Annotated in this window: 14 protein-coding genes; 9 read left to right on the top strand and 5 right to left on the bottom strand. The window is 43.7% G+C overall.

The genetic code is table 11. From position 1 onward, the window contains the following. Positions 1-1,839: 1,839 nt before the first annotated feature. Entirely contained in the window at positions 1,840-2,613 is a 774-nt protein-coding gene (locus GQS64_RS09150) for a TonB family protein (protein ID WP_077992876.1), read from the bottom strand. A gap of 680 nt (positions 2,614-3,293) precedes the next feature. After that, positions 3,294-4,349: a VOC family protein gene (locus GQS64_RS09145; protein WP_198231370.1), complete on the bottom strand. Its 1,056-nt coding sequence runs from the start codon at positions 4,347-4,349 to the stop codon at positions 3,294-3,296. An 869-nt stretch (positions 4,350-5,218) separates the two neighbouring features. On the opposite strand from GQS64_RS09145, the gene GQS64_RS09140 reads away from it, so the two are divergent. The 6 genes from GQS64_RS09140 (at position 5,219) to GQS64_RS09115 (ending at position 13,883) form a co-directional block, all read left to right on the top strand. Further along, complete coding sequence (locus tag GQS64_RS09140) at positions 5,219-6,847, top strand: TIGR04028 family ABC transporter substrate-binding protein (protein WP_198231369.1); 1,629 nt, start codon at positions 5,219-5,221, stop codon at positions 6,845-6,847. Between the two features lie 359 nt (positions 6,848-7,206). Further along, positions 7,207-8,148: an ABC transporter permease gene (locus GQS64_RS09135; RefSeq protein WP_198231368.1), complete on the top strand. Its 942-nt coding sequence runs from the start codon at positions 7,207-7,209 to the stop codon at positions 8,146-8,148. After that, on the top strand, positions 8,149-9,006 hold the full coding sequence (locus tag GQS64_RS09130) for an ABC transporter permease (protein WP_198231367.1): 858 nt from the start codon (positions 8,149-8,151) through the stop codon (positions 9,004-9,006). 2 nt (positions 9,007-9,008) lie between these two features. Continuing rightward, positions 9,009-10,625, top strand: coding sequence for a dipeptide ABC transporter ATP-binding protein (locus GQS64_RS09125; protein WP_198231366.1), 1,617 nt, complete (start codon positions 9,009-9,011; stop codon positions 10,623-10,625). Positions 10,626-11,585: 960 nt separating this feature from the next. Next, the gene (sodC, locus tag GQS64_RS09120; protein ID WP_198231365.1) at positions 11,586-12,161 is read left to right on the top strand and encodes a superoxide dismutase family protein; all 576 of its coding nucleotides are present in this window, start codon (positions 11,586-11,588) and stop codon (positions 12,159-12,161) included. 627 nt (positions 12,162-12,788) lie between these two features. Next, entirely contained in the window at positions 12,789-13,883 is a 1,095-nt protein-coding gene (locus GQS64_RS09115) for a S24 family peptidase (protein WP_246798539.1), read from the top strand. A 717-nt stretch (positions 13,884-14,600) separates the two neighbouring features. Here GQS64_RS09115 and GQS64_RS09110 read toward each other — a convergent pair. Next, positions 14,601-15,152, bottom strand: coding sequence for a DUF924 family protein (locus GQS64_RS09110; RefSeq protein WP_077992859.1), 552 nt, complete (start codon positions 15,150-15,152; stop codon positions 14,601-14,603). Positions 15,153-15,898: 746 nt separating this feature from the next. Here GQS64_RS09110 and GQS64_RS09105 point away from each other — a divergent pair. Beyond that, positions 15,899-16,195, top strand: a complete 297-nt coding sequence (locus tag GQS64_RS09105) for a hypothetical protein (RefSeq protein WP_198231364.1) — start codon at positions 15,899-15,901, stop codon at positions 16,193-16,195. A gap of 142 nt (positions 16,196-16,337) precedes the next feature. Then, complete coding sequence (locus tag GQS64_RS09100; protein WP_198231363.1) at positions 16,338-17,300, top strand: 2-dehydropantoate 2-reductase; 963 nt, start codon at positions 16,338-16,340, stop codon at positions 17,298-17,300. A gap of 91 nt (positions 17,301-17,391) precedes the next feature. Here GQS64_RS09100 and GQS64_RS09095 read toward each other — a convergent pair whose 3' ends face one another. Further along, a complete protein-coding gene (locus GQS64_RS09095) occupies positions 17,392-17,556 on the bottom strand; it encodes a hypothetical protein (protein WP_198231362.1) in 165 nt (54 codons plus the stop codon). A gap of 163 nt (positions 17,557-17,719) precedes the next feature. Next, positions 17,720-18,022: a DUF2218 domain-containing protein gene (locus GQS64_RS09090; protein WP_077992850.1), complete on the bottom strand. Its 303-nt coding sequence runs from the start codon at positions 18,020-18,022 to the stop codon at positions 17,720-17,722. A gap of 677 nt (positions 18,023-18,699) precedes the next feature. Here GQS64_RS09090 and GQS64_RS09085 point away from each other — a divergent pair. Beyond that, positions 18,700-19,068: a LysM peptidoglycan-binding domain-containing protein gene (locus GQS64_RS09085; protein ID WP_198231361.1), complete on the top strand. Its 369-nt coding sequence runs from the start codon at positions 18,700-18,702 to the stop codon at positions 19,066-19,068. The last annotated feature ends 107 nt before the right edge of the window (positions 19,069-19,175 follow it).

Genomic DNA, 19,175 nt, shown 5'->3' with positions numbered 1-19,175 from the left:
GAAAAGCAAAATTGGAGAAAACCGTTAGGAACATAATAAATCTGTAGAAACAAGCGCGAAAATCGGGTCCGTGCGGAGCGCTCGCACAGAATAAAAAGGCCGATATATCAATACGATAAAGGTAGGACAAAAATCGGAAAAGCGGAAACGCCAGAAAACAGATATGAACGCGCCGAATGAATACCTAATGGCGAATGAATATCTGAAATTTATCGAAGGATAAACAAATCTTGGTGAAAACGGAGAGACACGAAAACAAAAGTTTAGCCATTCACGATCAAAATAACGCCTTCGCAAGCGGTTAAGCGGGCGAGTATGACGATCAATGATAAGCAGGGGGCCGCGCTCATTAATGATAATTCGGTGAGCGAGTTAATAAAGTAAAGCCGGTGAGCGAGACCTATCATAAAAATTAAAAGCAGAATCGAACAAACGGAACTGCGGGGAAGTTTTCCGAAAGCCTGAAGAAACTTTAGTGGTGGTTGGCAAGCTCCATTACCGTCGTCGGTGGCAAAATAGGCACGAATGAACCTATTTTAATAGGCGCGAATGAACATATTTCATTTTAAAAAAGAATGGGCGCCGAAAACTGAAACTCGACTGTTGGCAAAAAGTGGAGAGAAATAAATGCGGGCGCTAAAAATTCATGCGTCAAGTCAATCATGAAAGTCGTAAACAAGTTTCGTATTTGATAATGAAAAAACGGGGTGAAGCCCTGAATATTCCATTAAAAGTTCATGCTCTTTCAAGCAATGAGGTTTGTGTTTTTGATTTTTGCACATTGCCTGAAGCTTGAGTGGCTTCAATTGAAGCTGCGGGCATTTCTTATAAGAAGCTCGCACTCGTTATAAAGTTAAAAATAAAACGCAGGGTAAAGCTCAGGATAAAGCGCATGATAAAGCGCAGGGTAAAGCTCAGGGTAGAGTGAAGGCCGTCTATATTGCTTCTCCGGTTAATGTTCAAAGCAAGTTGAGCCAACAAAACGGCAGATTTCAAAAAACGGGTTATGACGAGGGAAAGCCGGAAATTCTATTATAGAGGAAATTCCCAACCCGATAGCGCAAAATTTGGCACTATTGATCGACCGTTAAACAAAGAAATTTCGTTTGCTATCATGTGCAAAATTCGCCAACTTTTTGCCAGAGCATCGGCTTTCCATTCATTCGAGAAAAGCAATTCACGGGAAAGCCGCTGAACCGGACGGGACACAAGTCAACGTATCTCGACCGGCACAGTCAAAGAACTGTTCCAACTCTTAGGCTGGGTCAGGATAGGACTTGATTTCCTTCTTTTTGCCAGAGCATCGGCTTTCCATATCATTCGATAAAAGCAATTCACGGGAAAACCGCTGAACCGGACGGGGCACAAGTCAACGTATCTCGACCGGCACAGTCAAAGAACTGTTCCAACTCTTAGGCTGGGTCGGGATAGGACTTGATTTCTTTCTTTTTGCCAGAGCATCGGCTTTCCATTCATTCGATAAAAGCAATTCACGGGAAAGCCGCTGAACCGGACGGGGCACAAGTCAACGTACCTCGACCGGCACAGTCAAAGAACTGTTCCAACCTTCAGGCGGGGTCGGGATAGGACTTGATTTCTTTCTTTTTGCCAGGGGCTCGGCTTTCCATATCATTCGAGAAAAGCAATTCACGGGAAAGCCGCTGAACCGGACGGGACACAAGTCAACGTACCTCGACCGGCACAGTCAAAGAACTGTTCCAACCTTCAGGCGGGGTCGGGATAGGACTTGATTTCTTTCTTTTTGCCAGGGGCTCGGCTTTCCATATCATTCGAGAAAAGCAATTCACGGGAAAGCCGCTGAACCGGACGGGACACAAGTCAACGTACCTCGACCGGCACAGTCAAAGAACTGTTCCAACCTTCAGGCGGGGTCGGGATAGGACTTGATTTCTTGACAATTTGCAGTGCCAGATCATCAATTGTCGCATCGCCAGATGAACGCGACGTGTGTGCGCTTGTAATATTGCCCTTCTGGTCAAAGTTAAAAGTGACATAGGTTGTCGAACGACTGTTGGTTGTAGGTTTTTTTGTGCGCGCAGCAATCAGCGCAATACGGCGTTGAACTTTGTTTTGCCACGATGAAACAAGTCTGCCATTACCGCCAAACACACGGTTTGTTGTCGGGGCTGCATAGGTCGGGCCTCTTTTTGCAACAATTTCCGGCCCCGATGCTTTTTGCGTTACATCACCCCTTTTGACATCTTTTTTCGGCTCTACTTTACGGGCTTCCACTTTCGGTTTTTTGACTTCTTTTTTCGGTTCGGGTTTCTTAACCTCTTCAACCATTTCCGATTTTTGTGGTTCAGGCTCCGGTTGCGGCTTTTCCTCTTCCTGCTTCGGCTCTTCTTTTTCTTCTTCCTGATCTTGAACCATTTCTTCTTTGATAACTTCGGAAATCGTTTCTACATCGGGAGCCGTTGCTTCTTCGGCAAATTCCAGCATGATGCCTTCTGCACCACCCCTTACAACATTCGGGTCGCCACGCATTGTACTTGCCCAATAGCCTAATCCTGCATAAACGGCGAGAACGAAAATGGTTGCCCCCAACCACAGCGGCAGATTATTGGGTTCGTCTATCTCTAAATTGGTCATTTATACGCTACAACTCGAAAGCTCGAAGGGTGATTGTTTCAAGCCCGAACTGTCCTATCGTTCAAGAAAGCAAAACTGTTATTCCTCATTCCGGTTTTTTCATAGTTGAATTGCCGGAATGACCAATCAACCCGTTTATTCATCATTTCAATCCCGAACCACTATCGGACATTCTGTCCTTCCCGAAGGTGGCTCTCGTTCAAAAGTGTGACTCCTTGAAAGCCAAGTGCGACGACTCCCGTGTTTCAAAACAAAGCGCAAAACAAAAAGCCTTTGCCCTTTTGCCTTTAACAATGAAGCTCTGTCAGTTTTGCTCCAACCAGATAAAACAACTCAGGTTCAATCCATGTTTTTTAAAAGTTACCTTAAGCCCACGGTTGAAATCCATGCGTTCAGGGATAACCGGAAAATACATGATATTTTTAATCAACTTAAATATTTTGTAATCCTTGTCAAGCGGTTTTGTCTTCGGAATTGACACGGAAAGGCTGGTAGAAACGGCATTTGTGCCATGTGTCCGGCACAAAAACCGCCCCTTACAACCTTGAAATCACTTTTTTAAAAGCGGAAAAAGGAAAAAATTTCCCGAGCCGCCAGGAAATCTCCTCCGACTCGCTGTGGAAAACAGGCTATTTCACGGCGCGATAAAGCAGCATTTGTAAAATCTGTTTGGGAAGGATTTAGTCTGCGCGGTGTTTTTCAACAAATTCCAAAACCGTACCGGCTGCATGATCGGGTGCGATAACAATATTTTTGTTATTTTCCTGTTGAAATGTGATTCCGTTTTCTTCAAGCACATGTTTGGCCGTGCCAATATCTTTTACATAAATAGACAGTCCGGCATAAGCGTGGCGTGCAACTTTTTCCACCTTGAAGGACGGAAAAAGGCGTTTATAGGTTTCCTCTGTCAGGACACGAATGGTGGCTGAATTTTTTCCGGTTGTAACGATAAATTCGCGAGCCTCCTTCTTTACGCTTCCGTCTCTGAAAAGACGTGCATAGCGTTGTGCAATCTCTTCCGGTTCAGAGGCAAGTAAAGTAACCGATTTAAGGCCGATGGCGCTGTTCTTGTGTGTCATCAATTCAGAACGCCAAACCATATCGCGGGTCTTTTGTTCACACATGAACACTTGCCCATTGGGCACTTCGTTTTGCTCGAAAGCAATTGTCGAAAATGCGGCTCTCCCTGTTTTTCCATCAGGCAGCTTTAGCGGTCTGGAAAAACTTTGCACATCCGTCACATCGAAACCCAATTCGGCAAGACTTTTTTTCGCGTTAACTGCATTCGCGATACGTCCGGCTATGGCGTAAAGTCCTTCGCCATATGTTTCAAGGTTATATTTCTTGTCGCGATTGGCCGGAGTTTCTTCGACGATGCCTAAAAGTTCAAAATAATCTTCCGCAAACATCACGGTATAATTGGCTGTTCCTCGTTCTTTGCTATGAACACCGCGGGGTGACAAAGTGAATCCCAAACGGCGGAAGCGATCAGCGTTTTTTTCAAGTTCGCTTGCCAATATGAACACATGATCTATGCCCAGAACCGGATGGCGGTTCAAATCGGATATTGATCTATTGACCGGCGTTGATTGTTTTTCTGCTTTCAGACCGGTCGCGGCCCTTGAAGTTTCTGCGGCCCTTGAAGTTTCTGCGGATTTTGAAGTTTCTGCGGCCTTTGAAATTTCTGCGGCCTTTGAATTTTTGTCTGTCTTTGAAGTCTTGATCGGTTGGGACATTGTTTCACCCTGATTGCGCTTGTTTTTAAAAAATATCACGACTCTTGCAAAAACGCCGAGCTAAATATGTGCCGAATAGCGCGGACTTCTGGTAAATTTTCCTCAACACAGGCAGGGTTTTAAAATTTTATATCGTGAAATCTTTATTCTTCGTCAGAATTTCCATGCTCAACCGTTTTTTTAAACTTTGATGAAGTCGCAGCTTCGTCTTATGAGCGCTTTCTCGTGAGAAAAACCGAAGACAATATGGCAAATAGAACAGTATTATAGTGGCATAAAATGGCGAAAGCGCGGAGCCGGTGAATGGGGATGCGCGCCCGTTTCAGGAAGTAGAATTGATGATAACGCGGGTTATTTGCCGATTGGAAACTTTTCCATTTAGAAATCCCGATTTTTGCACCAATCCCGATTTTTGCACAAAACATTCTTCCCGTTTTTTACTGTTCGGGGTTTTAACAAGAAATACCGGAAGTTTTTAAAAGAAAACAACATTTTGAAAGCTCTATAATGACCTTGCATTCTGAAACGGAAATAAGGGCGAGGATTGTTAAAAAACAGAAGGTCGGAAATACCATTTTCAATTTTTCATAGAGTTGAAATTTAACGAGTATTAATTTCCAATCTTTCTAATCAAAAAAGAATAATTTTTTAAGTTTTTCAAAAGTTCAAAAGTGGCATCTGTTCAAAAATTCAATTGAAGCTTTATTCTTGGGGGCAAGTGAATTTTCAAACCGGTCGGCCATTGGGTGCATGAGAGCGATAAAAACCCGTCGCAAGTGCAAGGACAAAACGATGTTTCCCGAAGCAACCGGATTTGAAGATATTGACGAATTCAATAAAGGCGCAACGATTTGAAGGGCGGCACCGAAATGAAAAATTTGTTCAAAAAATTTCTTATTGCTTCATCTGTTGTTTCTGTCCTTTCTGTTGGTATGTCGGCGCTTCAGGCAGCAGAACCGGTAGAAGGTGGCACACTGATTTACCTCGACAAACAGGTACACACCAATCTCTATTCACCACTTGCCGGTACTTATACAAATGGCGGTATTCTCAACCAGATAACCGATCGTCTGACATATCAAAATCCGCAGACGCTCGAAATCGAGCCATGGCTTGCCAAATCCTGGTCGTTCAACGACGATAAAACCGTTTATGAATTCAAATTGCGCGAGGGCGTAACCTTTTCGGATGGAACGCCGCTTGACGCGACAATTGTTGCCAAAAACTTCGACACCTATGGCCTTGGCAATAAGGATTTGCACCAACCTGTTTCGGAAGTGGTAAACAATTATGACCATAGTGAAGTTGTTGATCCTTTAACAGTGCGTTTTCACTTCAAACGTCCTTCACCGGGGTTTTTGCAGGCAACCTCGACGATCAATTCCGGAATTGTTTCACCAAAAACATTGGCACTTTCCTTTGACGCCATGGGAAATGCCACAAAAATAATTGGTACCGGCCCATTTTATGTCGACAGTGAAACGCTTGGCAAAGAAATTGTTTTGAAGGTTCGCAAGGATTATAATTGGGCGCCGGAAAAATCACCCCATCAGGGACGCGCTTATCTCGATGAATTGAAATATCTGACTGTTCCCGAAGACAGCGTGCGTATTGGCGCATTGATTGCCGGTCAGGCGCAGTTTATCAGGCAGTTGCAAGCCTATGACGAAGATCGCGTCAAAAAGTCGGGGAATATCGTCTATTCGGTTGGCACTCGCGGTATCAACAATTCGATCGTCTTTCGCCCCGATAACGAGCTTGTAGCCGATTTGAAGGTGCGTGAGGCATTGCGTTTTGCGACCAATCGTCCGGAAATTCTGAAAACGCTTTATTCGTCAAATTATCCGCTGGCCACATCTATCATGGCACGTAATGCTTTCGGTTACTCCGACCAAAGTGCAAAACTTCAATTCGATCAGGCGAAGGCACAGGCACTCCTTGATGAAGCCGGCTTTAAAACAGGGGCGGATGGTATTCGTGAAAAAAACGGGAAAAAGCTAGTGCTTACTGCTTATGAAGCGATCCATCAGCCACAAAACAAAGCCATGTTGCAATTGGTTTCCCAACAGTGGAAGCGCGTCGGCGTTATTTTGAATGTCAAAACATTTGATGGAACCAATGCAGTGATCGACAATCTTGATCCGCAAAAAACTCCGGTTATGCCACATATGGTCGGGCGTGCTGATCCGGACGTGTTGAAAAGCCTGTTTTATCCCAAGAATCGTGATGCTTTATTGCAAAAAGGCGGTTTGAGCGACAAAGTCGTCAGTTTTGTTGATGATAAGCTGAACAAACAACTGGAAGACATTTCGGCAGAAACCGATCCGGTCAAACGCAATGCCGAACTTATTGCAGCAACCGATTATATTCTCGATCAGGCCTATGCCATTCCTATCTTTGAAGAACCGCAGGTTTATGGTGGCTCCGCAAAAGTCAAGGGTATCGGTTTTGAATCTGTCGGCCGTCCAAGTTTCTACAATAGCTGGATAGAAAAGTAGGATGATCGCGAAAAAGTAGCATGGTCGCGAAATTGCCAGCCTGTCGCATTGCCGGTTCGCGAAATTGACCGGCTGGCAAATCGAACCTTGATTTGAAATGTCCCGTTTAACAAGCCGGTTTAAAAACACTTTTGTCAAACGGGAAGAGATCAGCAAATTTTTTGCCGGAATGACAGTTTCAAGATGAGGCTTCCGACAAAAATAAAGGCACCGGACTTTCTTCAAAAAAGCGGTCGAACATTTCTTTTGATGAAAAGTGAAGATTTCTTTTTAAGGAAAATCAGGGTGCGTTTTAACAAAAGCTCTCGTTAAAAGTTGGAAAACTGGTGAGAGTAAAGCACAAAGCCCGAAGGTTTATAATGCTCAAAATCGGTTTCTATCGTCTTTTACAAGCCATTGTGGTTCTCTGGGCGGCATTCACTGCAACCTTTATTTTGTTGCAAATTCTCCCCGGCGACGCAATTTTAGTCAAGTTTCTTAACCCCGAATATGGGCTGAACGCCACTGAAATTGCCAATCTGCGCGCCAATTACGGCATTGATGAACCTAAAATTATCCAATATTTCAAAACGATAGGTAATTTTTTGCATGGCGATCTCGGCTATTCGGTACAAGCAGGGGTTCCGGTTTCCGACCTTATTCTTACAAATTTGCCGGCGACTTTGAAACTTGCCGGTTTGGGATTTCTGGTCGCGCTGATACTGGCTTTTCTGATTGCTCTCTTGTTCAGTTTTTCGCCATTTCAGGGCTTGAGAAATTTATTTTTCGGCCTACCCGGTCTTTTTCTCGCCATTCCGTTGTTTTGGCTGGGCATCCTGCTTGTGCAAATATTTTCGTTCTATTTAGGGTGGATTTCCGTCATTGTTCCGGGTCCCATTGAAGCAATGATATTGCCGGTTGCGGCTTTAGCCGTTCCGATTTCTGCACCGCTTGCACAAATTCTGATGCGTTCGCTTGATGAAATCGAATTAAGCCCGTTTATAATGGTATTGAAATCGAAAGGCGCGTCACATCTTCGCATTCTTGTTTGTCATTGTCTGCGCAATTGTGCACTGCCGGTTATGACGATTGCAGGGCTGCTGTTCGGCGAACTGATAAGCGGCGCGGTGGTGACGGAGACTGTCTTCGGTTTGAACGGTATCGGCAAAATAACAGAACAGGCGGTACGTTCGCAGGATGTTGGCGTGCTTCAGGCCATCGTCATTGTATCATCTGCGGCATTTGTATTCATCAATCTCGTCATAGATCTGTTTTTTCCGTTAATCGACCCGCGGCTGAAACAAAAAGGCTGGAGGCGTTAAATGAGCAATACCGACTTGATCGACGTTTCAAATGTGCCGGAAAAGGCAAAAATCGTAACCATTAAAAGAGTGGAACCGGGGCTTGTCATTGCCATTGCCATTCTGGTTATTGCATTTTTATTTGTCATTATGCCATGGGCATTTACTTCATATAGTCCGGTTGACGAGGTTGGAGAGCATCTCGTTGCTCCGAATTTCACACATATTTTCGGAACCGACGAATTGGGGCGTGACCTTTACGCTCGTATTGTCTATGGGGCGGTGCATTCGCTAACCGGTGCTTTGGCAGCGGTTCTTTTCGGTTTCATTCTCGGCGGTTTTCTGGGACTGGTTTCGGGAAGTATCGGCGGCCTTGTCGACACAATCATCATGCGCATTGTCGATGTGCTTTTGTCTATTCCCTCGCTGCTTTTGTCACTCAGTGTGATTACGCTTATGGGGTTCGGGAGTTTACAGATTGCAGTGGCTGTCGGCGTTACCTCTGTGGCCGGATTTTCAAGACTTATGCGTGCCGAAGTGGCGCGTATCAAAAGCCTTGATTATATCGAGGCAGCCTATGGTTCGGGCGCAACATTTTTTGCAGTCATATGGCGACATATCCTGCCCAATGCACTTTATACGGTTATCAGCTATGCCGCATTGCAATTCGGTCATGCTTTGTTGCAAATCGCCACATTGGGTTTCCTTGGGTATGGTGTCCAGCCGCCAACACCGGAATGGGGGCTCATTATTGCCGAGGGGCGCAATTATATTGCGACCGGTTGGTGGTTGACGACAATTCCAGGGCTGGTCACAATTGCCGTGGTCTTGAGTTTCAATCGCATAAGCCGCTTGTTTAGCGCGAAGGGCAGGTGGTGAAAATGCCGCTTCTTGACGTACAAAATCTTTCTGTCTCCTATTTTGATAACGGGCGTTGGAACGAGGTAACGCATAATGTCTCGTTTACGCTTGAAAGTGGTGAAGCATTGGCACTCGTTGGTGAATCCGGTTCCGGAAAAACCACAACCGCACAAGCAATACTCGGACTTCTGCAACCGAATGCCCGCATCGAAACGGGAAAAATTTTTCTGAACGGCAAGGATCTCGGAGGCTTTTCAAAATCCCGACTTCAAGCATTACGCGGAAAAGTCATGAGCCTTATCCCGCAAGATCCTTCTTCTTCGCTTGATCCGTTGATGAAGATCGGCAAGCAGATTGGCGAAATTTTTCGCATTCATAAAGCCTGCCCGTCACATCTTATAAAATCCCGCGTGGTTGAACTTTTGAGAGAAGTCGGGCTTGATGAACCGGAACGTCGTGCAGAACAATATCCCCATGAGCTATCAGGGGGAATGCGACAGCGTGTTTTGATTGCTATAGCGATTGCTTTAAAACCGCAACTTATCATTGCGGATGAACCCACTTCCGCTCTCGATGTAACAGTGCAAAAGTTGATTCTCGATCTCATCGACGATATTCGCGTCAATTCAGGCGCTTCGCTTCTTATGGTAACGCATGATCTTGGTGTCGCATCCGACCGTGCCGATAAAATCGTTGTCATGAAAGACGGACGTGTGGAAGAAGCCGGTGAAAGCCAGATTGTGTTGTCGTCGCCCGAACAGGAATATACCAGAAAGCTTGTAGCCAATGATCCGTCATTAACGCATGTTCCGGCACGCGGGAAAAAATGGCACGATGATAAAACGATTGTTGAAGTTAAAAATCTGGTGATAGATTATGCGGGTAAACAATCGTTTCGGGCGGTAGAAGATTTATCTTTCAGCGTTAAGCGCGGCACTACCCATGCGATTGTCGGCGAATCCGGTTCCGGAAAAACCAGCACAATCCGTGCGCTTTGTGGTTTTATCAAACCGGCTAGCGGGACAATTACAATCGACGGGAGTGATATGGTTCATCTTAAAGGTGAGGAACTGCGCCATTTCCGCCGCCGTATCCAGCTTGTTTCACAAAATCCGTTCGGTTCGCTTGATCCGCGTTACACGATTGGCAAAATTATCGAAGAGCCGTTGCTGAACTATCCTCACGAAGACAAGCAGCGCCGGCGCGCCCGTGTTATGGAGCTCCTCGATCAGGTGGAATTGCCAAAAGCGGTATTTGACCGCCTGCCGAGGGGGCTTTCAGGCGGGCAACGTCAACGAGTTGCTATTGCTCGCGCGCTGGTTCTCAATCCTGATATTGTTGTTCTTGATGAAGCGGTTTCGGCGCTGGATGTTACAGTGCAAGCTCAAATACTGTCGCTTCTCGACCGTTTGCAACAGGAATATACATTGACTTACGTTTTCGTCAGTCACGATTTGTCTGTTGTTCGCCAGATATCCGACAGTGTTACGGTTCTTAAACACGGCCACGAGGTGGAAAGCGGTGATGTCGAGCAGATATTTACCCATCCACGTGAAAAATATACGCGAGATCTTATCGCTGCTATTCCGGGTAAGAAAAACGCACTTCATCAATCGCTTTTGGGAGCACAATTATAAATAACGAGCAGAGTTCCAATCGTTCCGACAATTATAGGTTAAAAATCATTGCCCGACCGTTATAGGATGAATATGACCATGCGAGCCGTTTCATCAAAAGGAAAAGACAACAGCTTGGAAACTTTTTGCGGCTTCTTGAATAATAGTGGTTGCGTCGAATCGTTTAATACTTTTCGGAATTTTATCAATCAACCGGTTTCAGCAATCAAGTTTTCCATAATAGGTTTTAGACAACCGTCTTTTGCGCTGTCTTTTCTAAAATAAGGGTAATGCCTCCATGCAGGTTTTTGCCTTCGCATACCGGTCTTTTATCGGGCTGAAATTGACAGAACGAAACAATCGAATTTCAAGCAAAAAGAATTATTCTGCCGGTCTCGTTGGCAGAACCTCTCGATATATGTTGATGACGCTATTCCTCGGCAAAGATGTAAAGAGGTTGTGGGCGACTTTCATCGTGAATGCGAGATCTCCATATTGGCCGGATTTGGAAAGCGGGCGCAGCTCACTGACGATATTGTGAAGGAGAAGTTTGTGAATTTTGATTCAAAAAAATAGAACAACATATTGAAATTAAAATACTTTTATAAGTAAAAGAGCGGGTTTTTAGAGACTGTTTCTCGTCAGAAAAAGAGAAATTTTTGTTTAAAAGTTAGACGAAAAAATAGGTTATTCTAATCGAAAAATTCGCTATTTCCGGAATAAAAATTTAAAACTGTTAACAATATCGTGTTTAAGGCAACTCTGATATTTGAATCCGGTATAATTAAGGGTTATAACAGGTTGTCAGCATAGATCATTCACGTCATATCGTGATTTATATGGTGGCAGAAAGTAATATAGCTAAAACGATGTGTAAATTTGTTGCGCTGGGGGTGATATGTGCGCACCCGTTTCCGCGTTGAGGATATTTTACGAAATTTTTATTTACCTTCGGGGTTAGTTATCTAAGGAAGTTTTTCCATGAAAAGATGTGTGCCTGTCTTGGCTCTTTCCCTGCCATTGACGGCCTTTGCGCTATCTACGGCAGCTTTTGCTGCAAGTAGTGCGAAAGCCTCTCTGCAATCTCCACAATCTTTAACTGTTGATATTTATCGCGCAACCGAAAATGGTCTCGGCCATCAAATGGGCGAAGTCACCATTACCGAAAGTGCCTATGGTCTCGTGTTTACTCCGAAGCTGAAGGAACTGAGGCCTGGGCTTTATGCATTTCATATTCACGTCAATCCTGATTGTGGTTTGGCAAGTAAAAATGGCAAAGTCGACATTGCCGGGCTTGCCGGTGGCCATCTTGATCCACAAAACACCAACCGCCATTCTGCTCCATGGGATGATAATGGTCATCTTGGTGATTTGCCGCCGCTCTACGTGGACGAGAAGGGCAATGCAACATTGCCGGTTCTGGCGCCAAAATTGAAAAAGCTCGACGATGTGCGCGGACATTCGCTCATGATCCACTCCGGACAAGACAACTATTCTGATGCTCCCGACCAAATGGAGAGTATGGGCGCCCGCTACGGTTGCGGCGTAATTCGCTAAATTCGCATTGTAAAAAGGCTCTGATTGAAAGAGCCTTTTTACCATTGTCTGTTCGTTGTTTTACCAACAAACGGACACAGAAATTCCGCGCGTTTATCAGCCGAGTGATTTAACTATAAAATTCATGGAATATCCGCGACGACATATATCGTTAAGCATAAAACGTGGACAAGCATGATTTTGTAATCCGGTTATAGCGATTGAGGACCGGCTATTTGTGTGCCATAGATCGCTTTTGAGAGCACGATCGGCTTTCCACTTTGCACAATTCTCACCTATTATTACCGGTCGCAACCATATTCCGGCTATTTTTTCGACAAGTCAGTCAAGCAAACAAAGATTGAAGCCCACATTTTCAGTGTAAGCGATCTTTCCGGTTTAATGAAGCGATGGACACTGTCACTCTAACCGTTGTTTTTTAACGGGCTGTGAGCGTTTTTGAATGCCGGTTTCATGAGGTAAAGCTTGCATATGATGCGACTTTCTTCACCGGTTTTCATGACCGCCTGTTTTCAAGCTTTTATGCAACATAATAATCTCTTTTGGAACATAGTTCGTTCCATTCCGTTCTATAACCAAACAACAATCGAAAAACACCATGCCACGGATAAGGATTATGTTTTTTAAATGGTGGCTTTATCGACATTGAAGGGCAGACAATGGGAAAGGCAAACAATGGGCGTTTTTATGGGACGTGACTTATTTTCGGTATCATCGCAAATGCGCGAGTTACGGGAACGTGCGGGCTTGTCAACAATTGATATGGCCAAAAGCCTTGGTGTTGCGAGCGCTGATATAATCGAAAGCTATGAAGACGAAAATGCTTTTTCACCCGACTATTTCTCCATTGAACTGACGGAAAAGATAGCCCGCGTTTTGATCGGACTGGGCAAACCGTCTATTCGTCCCGACGAAGTTTGGGCATTGGCTTTGCCTGATGCACGCACGCGGCTTCTTGCCAATCGTAAGGAGGCTTATAATGAAAGTGTCACCGTGCGTATTCCGCCTGAAATAGTCACCGGACAACTCGTTGCCAATATTATGGAAATGGCAGCCGCAAATTCTGAAGATGGCGTTGTTCCATCTGCAACCGGAAACAAAAAGGGAAAAAAACTGAAACCGGCGGATAATAGCCCCGTCAAAAAGGGTAAAAAGTCGCGAAACAAACAAGGAAAAAATAACATCGAACATTCAAGAGAAGAGAATATGAAAACAATCTATCAACCGGTTCTCATAGACGAGCCATTGGAAGCTTTTAATGAAAGTCGTTTGAAAAGCGTTGAAGACAGCCTTGTCGATTTCGAGCAGAACCGCCTGTTGCCGGTTTATGGACAGGAGGTCGGTGGGGAACACGGCGAATTCGATCTTGATGGCAATGTTTTATATGAAGTGTCATGCCCGCCGCAACTTATCCGGACAGTCGACGCTTATGCTGTCGAAATATCGGGAGAAACGATGTGGCCACGTTATCGTGATGGAGAAATTGTTTATTGTGATCCGACAAGGCGTGTGAAAAAAGGTGATTTTGTTGTCGCGCAAGTTATGTCGGATGATAATTCGGTTGCCCCCAAAGCATTTGTAAAAATGTTTTCTCATCATACTGATAAAGAGCTTGTACTCGAACAATTCAATCCGCCACGGAAGCTTGTTTTTCCTCATGACAAGGTTTTGTCAGTTCACACCATCACCTTTTCCGGCTCATCATTCGCGGATGCCGCTTGAGGTTTAATGCGAATATAAATCCTCGCATAACCATAAGCAGGTTTTCAGGCTTATTGCATCGGATGTGATATTGAGCTTCCCCTTTTGGCCGCAAAAAAATCCGCACATATTTGTATCATTTGTGTGCGGATAGGGCGGTGAAAGGGGAAGTTTTTTGTTGCTGGAACAGATTTTTATAACAATTTGAAATATCTATGTTTTAGTCAAACGGGAAAAATATATGTTTTGTTGATAAAATGATTCATATTTCTTTCTTAACATATTGTTTACGAATGAATAATTCAGCTTTTTAATAATTCGGTTGAACGAGTGTTAAAATCACTATTAGGAATATTGAACTTTCATCTGTTTCAAGATGATGAAGCGGGCAAATAATCGTGCGTTTTATCGTGATCCGGTTATGAATTTCCGGTTTAGCAAGGTGTCCGTTTGTATCAAAAAAATAGAATCAAGCGGGTTTTTACAAAACTTTCGATAATTTTATATTATGAATCTGTTCAGAATTTTTGAAGATCTTGATTGGTGTTTATCCGGTCGGCCTCAGAGGTGCGAGTTCCGGTTATGGCACATTGCATGCGGTATTTCCTTTTCCAATTGGTGTAATTTTAGATCAAAAGTGTAGTGATCGAAGTGGACAGCATGAATTTTTTGATCGGGACAAGCTTTGAAGATTTATACAATTTTTTGATTTTGCAAGGAGAGGTAAATTCGGGGCAATCAACTTTTGATGTTGTGGTTGTTCAGAAAAATTTGTTCATCCGGCTTGGTGGTGCGTCCGATAATTTTATTGCGTTGCGGAAAACGCCCGAAACGTTTGATAATATCGTGCCGGATTTCAGCTTCGCGCAATAGGTCGGCATTGTTCAAAGCAGTAAATAGTTCAATACTCTTTTCCTGATCGGCAAGTTTTTCCGAATGCGCGAATGGCATATAGAGAAAACCGCGTAATTCCGGATTAGTCCGTTGATCTGTCTCATTCTCCAAAGCCAGACGGGCGGTTTTTAGTGCATCATAGTCGCTGCAATAAGCCCGTGGATCATTACGGAACATGTTGCGGGAAAACTGGTCAAATACAAGAATCAAAGCCAGCAAGCCGTCATCGCTTGCCTGCCATGACCTCAAACGCCCTGAGAGCGCCGTTTGCCAAAGTAAAAAATATTTGTCACTTATTTCTTTGCCAAACTGCTCGTCTTCACCGAACCATTTTTCTTTTCCGGCATATTGCCAAAAAAAGATTATCTCGTGTGGTTCAATTTGCCGTCCACCCATTCATGTGCACCCCGAACTTGGGTATTTTCCAATATTTCAACAATAAGCTTATCATGCACGCGATTCATAATAATAGGAAGAGGAAAATTAACATCCTGCTATATTTATCAAAAAAGAATAATAATTATAATTCCACTAAAGGTTGAAAATTGATTATTGCTATTTTTAATTTGAAAAATTCTAAACTTTATGAATTTTTTAAAAAATATTTTTGTATTTTTAGTCGTATAAATATATGTTATTTATAAAGTTGTAATTTTTATTAACTGTATAAAATTTCACAATTATTTATTGGATTTGGGCTTTATGCTCATCACATTAGCAAAACATTTATAATCCTTCCGCGGACACAAAACCTGATTGCCGAAAAATTTCAGTGAACCCGATTTTCGGAGGTTTCACGACTGAACGGGAAGTCATCAGGTAAGCCCTGTTCACTACAATAGAACAATATAACACCATAACAATCTATCACCTGAAAGTGCGTCACTCTTGTCAAATTTTGTTGAAGGCTGTGTCTTTCGCAATCGCAGAGTTTTCACCCCAAAAAAATAAAGGGAATTTTGTAATCACGATTCCGTGAACGTTGAACGGACATGTGATTAGTATTCAGCCGGCTAGTTTCTTAAGTGAGTAACAAGAGATGTTCATCAAGTCGACGATTTGAACGGTCTTTTAAAAAAAACGGATAACCCGATCAGATGCGGGGATTCCGGAAATAAAAATAAAAAGAAGGAGAGTTTATTATGAAAAGATTAATGCTTGTCGCATCTGCTTTGCTATTGGGCGTAAGCAGCGCTTTTGCCGGTAATAGTTTTGGTGATGGTAGCCGGGTAAACCACTATGTCATCGGTCATTCAACCAACGTTCCGAGTGAGCAGTTCAAAGGCAAAGATAAAGCCTATTTCTATCGTGGCGATGGTTCGGTTGAGGACTCCTACTATCCGGGGCGTCATCTGAACTCTCCTGTTTCCCGGCATGGTGTGAGCGATCAGGAAATGCATAATTTTGATGATGGTTCGCCAGTAAATCATAACATGTAATTTCATCATTGCTACGATTTTTGAAAGCCCGGAGGTCATTCCTCCGGGTTTTTGTTTGCGAATTCTGTTCCGAATAATTAAAAGTAATTTAGACAAATAAAATAATTTCAAAACTATCAAACCAAGGGAAGAGAAATTCAAAATGACAAAGGTTTTAATATTGGGAGCAGGCGGGATTGGTGGCTATTTTGGCGGGCGGTTGCATGAAGCCGGAGGGGACGTGACTTTTCTTGTGCGTCCGGCCAGACAAAAACTGCTTCAGGAACATGGATTGCGTATAAAAAGCCCGGCAGGCGATCTGACGACACAAGTCAAAACCGTTACAAAGGAAGAGCTTTCCCGACAGGTTTCGCAAGGTATAACCTACAATTACGTGTTTCTTACAGCCAAAGCATATGATCTTCAAAGCGCGATTGATTCAATCCGTCCTGCTATGGGAAAAAACACCGTTCTTGTACCGGCATTGAATGGATTGGCGCATATTGACCGTTTGAATAAAGAGTTCGACAAAAATAACGTATTGGCCGGTTCCGTTATTATCCAGTCGACACTGACAGCCGAAGGCATTGTTTTACACCTCAACGACGACGCGATCGGAGTTTTCGGCTCTCAAGAGGTCGGTGAAGACGAACGTGCAATCCGCTTTGCCAGTCTTTTTGACAATGCCAAAGGTGTAGAAGTGAGGGCCGTAAAAAATGCCATACAGCGTATGTGGAACAAATGGGTGCGGCTTGCTACACTTGCCGGTATGACATGTTTGATGCGGGCAAATGTCGGAGAAATCAACCGCGCTCCGGGCGGGCAGGAAGCAATGATGGATTTTCTCGTTAAAAATGGTGAAATCGCGAATGCTTCCGGCTATCCTCTTCTCGCCGGACAGATTGACGAGATGAGCACTTTTTTCAAAGATTCGCGGTCACTGGCAACAGCTTCCATGTTGCGTGATATAGAAGCAGGTCACCAAACCGAAGGCGACCATATTTTGGGTGATTTGTTAAATCGGGCAAAGCATTTTGGCATTACACATCCTTTGCTTTCACTCGCTTATACAAATGTCAAAGCCTATGACGAACGCCGTCTTTCCGGTCGCGACAAGAAAAATTAGGCGGTGTTTTGACAGTCTGAAATAGAATGACCGAAAGCTGTAAAGAACGGCGCGGTGTTTTGAAAGCTGATAGCCTGCCGGTTGAATGCGATCATAATTCCGATGGCAGACGTTGCAGGGTGGCTATCGGCTTCTTTTCATAATGGCTCTTTATAAGAAATGCCGGATAAGGAATACCGGATAAGGAATACCGGATAAGAACTGCCGGAATTGCCCACACTTCCGCTTTGAAGAGACAAAGCCTTATTCTCATCATTGATCGTTCTCTAGCAACCGGGGAAGGGGGCTTTTCGACTGTGAAATCCGGTTGCAACGGGAAAATCTTGCATTGATCGTGTTTTCGCCCGCGAACGGGAACGCAAATAACAAAAGAGCAGGTTTATACCTGCTCTTTCAATCAATTTTGTTGCAAATAGCTGTCAAGCCAATGTTTCGCGGTGCCATTCAATCGAAAGCTGTTCCTTGAAAGCAAATCGTAAAAGGTGCTGGTCAAAAATACCTTCAATTTTGATTGCTTCAAATTCATTAGGTGACACAATCTGAACAACGAGAGAGTTTGTTTCGGCAAACATGTCAACGGTAACATCATCGGAAAAAGGGATGTGAGCCTCTTTTTCATTAAATGTCAGATCCGGAAATTTATGGCTCCAATGTTTTGCAAGTTGTTGAAGATATTTGCCAGCATTTTCTGTCTCGATGATTGCACGCGAACGAATGGTCATTTCAGTTTCCTTTGGAATCTTCCTGTCAGTAGTCTTGCACTTTAGATAGGTATTTTTATTTGCGTCAACTATAAGCAAGGCTAAAAATAGATAAGAGATCGAAACATTTCCAATCAAACACGTTTTGAAAACCCGAATTGTTTGGCTTGAAAGTCAATCAAAAAGCCGCAACAGGCAGCCATTGCCGTTAAAATAGTCATCAAATGCCTGAAAAAATGATTTAAAAAACTGAAAAAATTGCGTTCGGGTGGGCTTATCCAGGCCGGTCAATAATGAGCAGGTCCCGACAGATGTTGGATAGCTGTTGAGAATTGTTAAATTTCATCTCAATTCGTCAGGTATAAACATAGTTTTACCGAAGATTTTCATCTTTAAAGTGTGTAGAGATGGATTTACCCGTTAGATCAACTGGCGATATACAATAATCGGGTTTATGGCAAACGGGGGGCTTCGTTACTGTTGTTTGACACTGCATTTTTGAGTAGGTTTGCTGTTTTAATGTGAACCTTTATGTTGACGTTAAAAACGTAACGTTAACATCAACGAAGTAAAAACATTTTAATTAGTATTGAATTAATACTCAAAATGATGGTAACCTTCAAATTGGATTCTTGTTTTCTGTCGTAAAAACAAGTGGGGACCGGTTTTTACGATTATATTCAACTCGGGGATTGAATATGAGGGGTGGTTTTTTAAGTCGTTTTGCAAACAAAACGATTTCGTGGCTTACAATATTCTTTTATATTTGTTCGACATTTCTTCTTACGATAGCGCAGGCGGATGCAGCCCAGAGAAGCCGTGATCGTCAGTATGAGGGGGCTTATGGTAGCAACTCTTATCAGGGTGGTGATTATCAATCGCGAGGTTTGAATCCTGATAGTTATGGCCGCTCCTCGTTAAATGATACCTATTCAACGCCGGTGATGACACGCGCCTATGTTCTGGTGTCCGGCGATACGCTTGATAGCGTTGCCAAACGCTATAATCTGAGTGTTGAGGGGGTTGCGCCGTCTCAATCAGGATCGGTTTTTCAAGAACGGCTTTGACAAGGTAACGGTGGGTGATACGGTTTATGTTCCGCTGTCACCGGTTTCTGATGACATGGCGCATTATCTCGAAACGGGATCCTCGCAGGATAGTGCAATCAGTTCGC

This window comes from Bartonella sp. P0282 (assembly GCF_048452985.1).
Lineage (GTDB): Bacteria > Pseudomonadota > Alphaproteobacteria > Rhizobiales > Rhizobiaceae > Bartonella > Bartonella choladocola.
The sequence above is the reverse complement of the archived record's forward strand: the minus strand, read 5'-3'. Positions and strand labels throughout refer to the sequence as shown.

Coding starts and splice junctions, on each gene's coding strand:
- GQS64_RS09095 (WP_198231362.1), bottom strand. CDS start 17,556: ATGATGAGAATAAGGCTTTGTCTCTTCAAAGCGGAAGTGTGGGCAATT.
- GQS64_RS09130 (WP_198231367.1), top strand. CDS start 8,149: ATGAGCAATACCGACTTGATCGACGTTTCAAATGTGCCGGAAAAGGCA.
- GQS64_RS09105 (WP_198231364.1), top strand. CDS start 15,899: ATGAAAAGATTAATGCTTGTCGCATCTGCTTTGCTATTGGGCGTAAGC.
- GQS64_RS09140 (WP_198231369.1), top strand. CDS start 5,219: ATGAAAAATTTGTTCAAAAAATTTCTTATTGCTTCATCTGTTGTTTCT.
- GQS64_RS09090 (WP_077992850.1), bottom strand. CDS start 18,022: ATGACCATTCGTTCGCGTGCAATCATCGAGACAGAAAATGCTGGCAAA.
- GQS64_RS09110 (WP_077992859.1), bottom strand. CDS start 15,152: ATGGGTGGACGGCAAATTGAACCACACGAGATAATCTTTTTTTGGCAA.
- GQS64_RS09115 (WP_246798539.1), top strand. CDS start 12,789: ATGGTGGCTTTATCGACATTGAAGGGCAGACAATGGGAAAGGCAAACA.
- GQS64_RS09125 (WP_198231366.1), top strand. CDS start 9,009: ATGCCGCTTCTTGACGTACAAAATCTTTCTGTCTCCTATTTTGATAAC.
- GQS64_RS09085 (WP_198231361.1), top strand. CDS start 18,700: ATGAGGGGTGGTTTTTTAAGTCGTTTTGCAAACAAAACGATTTCGTGG.
- GQS64_RS09135 (WP_198231368.1), top strand. CDS start 7,207: ATGCTCAAAATCGGTTTCTATCGTCTTTTACAAGCCATTGTGGTTCTC.
- GQS64_RS09150 (WP_077992876.1), bottom strand. CDS start 2,613: ATGACCAATTTAGAGATAGACGAACCCAATAATCTGCCGCTGTGGTTG.
- sodC (WP_198231365.1), top strand. CDS start 11,586: ATGAAAAGATGTGTGCCTGTCTTGGCTCTTTCCCTGCCATTGACGGCC.
- GQS64_RS09145 (WP_198231370.1), bottom strand. CDS start 4,349: ATGTCCCAACCGATCAAGACTTCAAAGACAGACAAAAATTCAAAGGCC.
- GQS64_RS09100 (WP_198231363.1), top strand. CDS start 16,338: ATGACAAAGGTTTTAATATTGGGAGCAGGCGGGATTGGTGGCTATTTT.